General features: G+C 68.3%; 5 protein-coding genes and 1 pseudogene. All 6 read right to left on the reverse strand.

What is annotated here, in order from left to right:
- The coding region (locus APM_RS04505) for an alcohol dehydrogenase catalytic domain-containing protein (RefSeq protein WP_007422167.1) at positions 1-579 on the reverse strand (579 nt) is incomplete at its 3' end.
- Between the two features lie 138 nt (positions 580-717).
- On the reverse strand, positions 718-2601 hold the full coding sequence (locus APM_RS04510; protein WP_007422168.1) for a sigma-54-dependent Fis family transcriptional regulator: 1884 nt from the start codon (positions 2599-2601) through the stop codon (positions 718-720).
- A gap of 148 nt (positions 2602-2749) precedes the next feature.
- A complete protein-coding gene (locus APM_RS04515; protein ID WP_241763103.1) occupies positions 2750-3202 on the reverse strand; it encodes a cupin domain-containing protein in 453 nt (150 codons plus the stop codon).
- Positions 3203-3583: 381 nt separating this feature from the next.
- Entirely contained in the window at positions 3584-3946 is a 363-nt protein-coding gene (locus tag APM_RS04520) for a hypothetical protein (RefSeq protein ID WP_007422170.1), read from the reverse strand.
- A gap of 145 nt (positions 3947-4091) precedes the next feature.
- Positions 4092-4466: a hypothetical protein gene (locus APM_RS04525; protein WP_012040450.1), complete on the reverse strand. Its 375-nt coding sequence runs from the start codon at positions 4464-4466 to the stop codon at positions 4092-4094.
- 117 nt (positions 4467-4583) lie between these two features.
- Positions 4584-4985, reverse strand: a pseudogene (locus tag APM_RS04530) (exosortase); the annotation flags it as partial.

Here is a 4985-nt window from a genome sequence, read left to right on the forward strand (position 1 = left end):
GGCAAGCAGGGTGAGCAGGCCGATCGGCCCGGCGCCCGTCACCAGCACCGCGCTGCCCGCGCCGACGCCGCCGCGGTCGCAGGAATAGACGGCGACGGCGGCGGGCTCGACCAGGGCGGCCTCCTCGTCGCTCAGCGCGTCGGGAATCCTCTGCACGTTGTATTCGTGCAGCATAGCTTCCTCGGCCATGCCGCCCCAGGCCCAGCTGAGGCCGGCCAGCGCCAGCTGCGGGCTGAGGTGAAACAGGCCACGATCGGCATAATAATCGCCGGCGCGCGGCATGATCAGGGGCTGGACGGAGACGCGGTCGCCCGGCTTCACGCTGGAGACGCCCTCGCCGATCGCGGTAACGACACCGCCGAATTCGTGCCCGAGGATTTGCGGCCCCTGGGCGCCGGTGAAGGGATGCGGCGTGGTGGGGATGAAGATCGGCCCGTAGGCGTATTCGTGCAGGTCGGTGCCGCAGATGCCGACGAAGCGGTTGCGCACGAGGACCTGACCGGGCGGCGGCTTGCGGTCAGGTGCGGCGACGTCCTCGATCCGCAGATCGCGGGCGGCATGGAATCGTAGTGCTTTCACGTCGTTCCTCCTTGCAATCTTGGCGTTGCGAACGAGTGAAAAGCAAACGGCATGCCAGCCCGGATTCGGCGGAAATGCGCGGCCGGCCGGGCAGGATGGCGCCACAGTGTGGCGCCCCTGTGTGGCGTTCCGTGGCGCTCAGTGCTGCGGGCGGAGGCGGCCGGAGATGCCGAGGCGGCGCATCCGGCGGTGCAAGGTGGTACGGTCGCAGCCCAGGCGGCGGGCGAGAGCGGAAACATTGCCGCCACAGCCATCGAGCGCGGCGCGGAGCGAAGCGGCCGCATCGTCCTCCGTTCGAACGGAGACCGGGCCAAGACCGCCGGGAAGATCCGCAACGCGGATTTCGCCTTCCTCGCACAAGGCGGTCGCCACCGCGAGGACGTTGTCGAGTTCGCGCAGATTGCCCGGCCACCGGTGGGCGCGAAGCATGGCGGCGGCATCCGGCGCGAGACGGACCGGCCGCCCCTCGCGCTGCCGCGTCGCCAGCAGACGGGCGAGCAGCCAGTCGAAATCGCCGCGGCTGCGCAGCGGCGGGAGGCTGAGCGCGGCGACGTTCAGCCGATAGAAGAGATCCTCGCGGAAGCTCCCCGCGGCGACCAATGCGCGAAGGTCGCGATGCGAGGCCGAGATCAACCGGAAACCGACCTTGCGCGGGCGGGCGGCGCCGAGGGGCTGGACCGTGCGTTCGGCAAGGACGCGCAGCAGGCGGGTCTGCAGGGAGAGCGGCATGTCGCCAATCTCGTCGAGGAACAGCGTGCCGCCATCCGCCTCCTCGATCAGGCCGCGGCGGCCGCGCGGGGCCGCTCCGGTGAACGCGCCGGGAGCGTGGCCGAACAGCTCTGATTCGGCCAGGGTTTCCGGAATCGCAGCGCAGTTGACCGCGACGAAGGGGCCTTTCGCGCCGCTCGCCTCGTGAATTGCGCGGGCGAGATATTCCTTGCCGGTGCCGGTTTCGCCGTGGATCAGCACCGGCAGGTCGGTGCGGGCAAAGCGCGCGGCACGGTCCTGAAGCGCCTTGATCTCGGGCGTCTCGCCGCCGAGGCGGCGGAGGGCGGGCGGCAGGGTTTGCCGTGCTGCGCGCGGACGGGGCGGCGGCTCGATCGCATGGGCGAAGAGCATGTTGCCGTCACGGGCGCGGAGCACGCGCTCATGGGTTGGCCGGCCGCGCATCAGGGCGGGCAGATCGTCGATCGAGAGATCGAGGAAGCGGGAGATCGGCTGGCCGATCAACTGCTCCGGGCGGCGCCAGTCGCGCCCCGCGGCGCGGGCGAGCATGCGCGCCGCGCCGTGGGTGAGGCCGGCGATGCGGCCGGAATCATCGATCGCGATGCCGCCTTCGGGGTCGACATCAAGAAACTCGGGAGAGAGGGCGAAACGCAGCACCCACTGGCGCCGGGTGCGTTCCATCAGGTTGGCGAGTTCGATGCGCCGCACGGTGGTGGTGACAAGGTGCCGGGCCAGGTTCTGGCTGGTCTTTTCCACGGGCGATTTGAGGAGCGAGATGTCGAGCACCGCGGAAAGCTGCCCCGCGGTATCGTAGATCGGCGCCGCCGTGCAGGAGAGCGGCGTGTGGGTCATGTCGAAATGGTCGGTCTGGTGGATCGTCAACGCCTCGCCGGTGGCGATGCAGGCACCGACGGCGCAGGTGCCGGCATGCGATTCGGCCCAGTCCGAGCCGAGATAGAGCCCTGCGCGGCGCAGATCGTCATCGTAGCGGGGATCGCCGAGATATTCGACGGTGACGCCAGCCCGGTCTGCGAGGAGCAGGACATAGGCCTGGTTCGCGACATTGCCATAAAGCCGCTCGAGGCCGGACCGGGCGATGGCGATCAGTCCCTCGGCCTGCTGGCGGTGCTCCTTCAGCCGTCCCTCGGGGAGGATGACGGCTTCGGCGTTCACCGCAGGATCAAGGCGGTAGTCATCGAGGCAGCGGCGCCAGGACTGGATGACATAGGGGTCGCGCATGCTGGCATTGCCCTGCCAGACGGATTCGATCTCACGCACATGGTCGGCGATGGTCATGCTTTCGACTTTTCAACGTTTCCCAAGGCATCATATGACAAAAACCGAATCCGCCTGCACGGAAATAGCACGAAATGTTCAACGTGCGCGGTCCGACGCGATCGGCCGCCTCCCGATCATCGGCGCCGAGGGCCCCGGAACCCGTTCGTCACCGGCGGCTTCCGTAGCCCGCGAGATGGGTCACGAAGCGCGGGCCCGCCTCATCTGCCGGGTCCACGAAATGCACATCGTCCGGCGCGCGGCGTGGCGTGTCGACGGTCAGGAATATCGCGGGGGCGGCGCCTTCGACCGGCCGGATCGCATGCACGACGTGACGCAGGAACATCACCATCTGGCCCGCGCGAAGCCGGCGCGGCGGCTCGTCGGCCAGGCTGAAATCGGCCTCGCCATCCAGGAGCAGGAGGTGCTCGTCGCAATTCATGTGAAAATGCCTCGGCAATGGCCGATACAAACGAAAGACACGGGAACTTGCCGATTCACTGTCCGACAGATAGGCATCGACAATCACGGAATCCGCAGCGTCGGGAAATCTCGCCTTGATTTCGTCAAGATCGAAGAAATTATGAATGTCTTTGCCCATGATTATGTTCCAGACCTGCATTTGCATTGAATTCGTGCACGTCCGAACGGATCGTCCCGGCCCGTTCCGCTCTGCCGTGTCCGCACCGGATCTGGCCCGTCCCCGCCATCGTTCAAATGAAATCTTTTGATCGACCCTTTCGGTGGCGCAGATGAACGGCCACGGGAGCGCCCATGCACCACGGCGGACGACAAGGTGCCGCGCCGTTCACAGCGCCGGGGACGGACGCGCGGCTGACGATACCGGAGCACGGCAGGCCAACCCGGCCCGGGTGACCGCGCCTGGCATCCTCATCACGAGCACCGCTCCCGCGCACCGGGCCGGGTTCGCGGCCAGGTCTCTCCCGGAGCGGAACGGCGGATCATTGCTTGCGCGGTCCCGAGAGAGCGGCACCGCGCCCATTCAGGACATGCGCCCGTTCAGAAAGCCGAGCGCCGGCAGCGGCCGCCACCCGCGGGGCAATTGCGCGCGGCTCATCGAGCGGATCGTATAGCGCGGCACTGGCAGCTCGCAGCGTTGCAGAAAGCCGAGATAGGCCCGCACCTGCTGCTCGCGCCAGATCTGGTCAGCCTGGGCGCGGGTGTGGCTGGCATGAATGTCGGCGATCCGTACAACACGGCCGATGGTGGCGATAACGGCCCAGAGCCGATCATCGCCGCGCCCCGGATCCTTTTCATAAGGTCTGACGTTATCGGGCATTTGCCGGAAAACTTGGCATGGAGACACGGTGCCCGCAAGCCGGTTCTGCGCATCCGGCAGCGTCATGGCGCGGCCCGCCCGGCCGGCGCCGTCGAGCGGCTCGCCCGGGGCGTGACCAGGACGATCGTGTCCGGCGCGCTCGCGGCCACCTGAGCGGCGCCCTCGTCCAGACCGTATGCAGCGCCCGATCCTGTTGATGAATGAAGCAGGATCAGCAGACGGACCCGTGCGCCGTGTAGGAACGCACCACGCCGCCGACGATGGCGAAGGTCACGGTGCAGGTATTGTGATAGGTCTGGGGCGGGACGGCCGGGGGAATTCCGCCGATCGCCGGTCTCTGGTCCACGAAGAGCGGCCCGCCGACCCAGCCGGGGACCGAGTAGGTGATCGTCCGCTCGTAGCGATCATAGGTGATCCCGCCGCTTTCGGTGCGGCTGGCCGGCACGCCCAGCGCCGCCACCAGCGCCGATTCCGGCTTGCCGACATAGGCGCTCATCGTCCTGGCAAGGTGCGGCCCGGCGCATCCGGCGAGGCCGAGAGACCACAGCGCCATCAGACCCAGTCGCCAGCCATTCCTCACGCGCATCCCCTCACTCCCCGAGACGCTCCGGCCCATCCCTTCAAGATCGGCCGAAATCTTCCGCTTCCAAGGGGGGCAACCGGCATAGCATCCCCGATCGATGCGGCGCCCGCGTGGATCGGCCTACCGGTTCGCGGCGGCGCGGGCGATCTTGCCGAGGGCGGGGGGCGTCAGCGCGGGGCTGGCCAGCACATGGCGCAGGGCAGCAACGGTCGGCAGCCCGCCGCGCGGCGCCGTCACCACGACCACGAGTTGCGCATCCCGGGCCGCGAACAGGTCGTCCAGCATGTAGAGGCGGGTGACCAGCGAGCCGAGGGTAAGCCGGCCGTCGATCACGAGATCGCTCGCGGCCATGCGATGCCCGTTCTTGCTCACCGCGAGCTGCCAGTTCGGCGCGCCGGAACCCGTTGCCCGGATCAGCCCGAGATGCACTTCGCGCAGGTTGAACAGGCCGAGCCGGCGGCGCAGGTCGAAGATCGGCTCCGGCGCGGTGCCCGGCGGAAAGGCGACGATCGTCGCCCTGAA

Source organism: Acidiphilium sp. PM (genome assembly GCF_000219295.1).
Lineage (GTDB): Bacteria > Pseudomonadota > Alphaproteobacteria > Acetobacterales > Acetobacteraceae > Acidiphilium > Acidiphilium multivorum.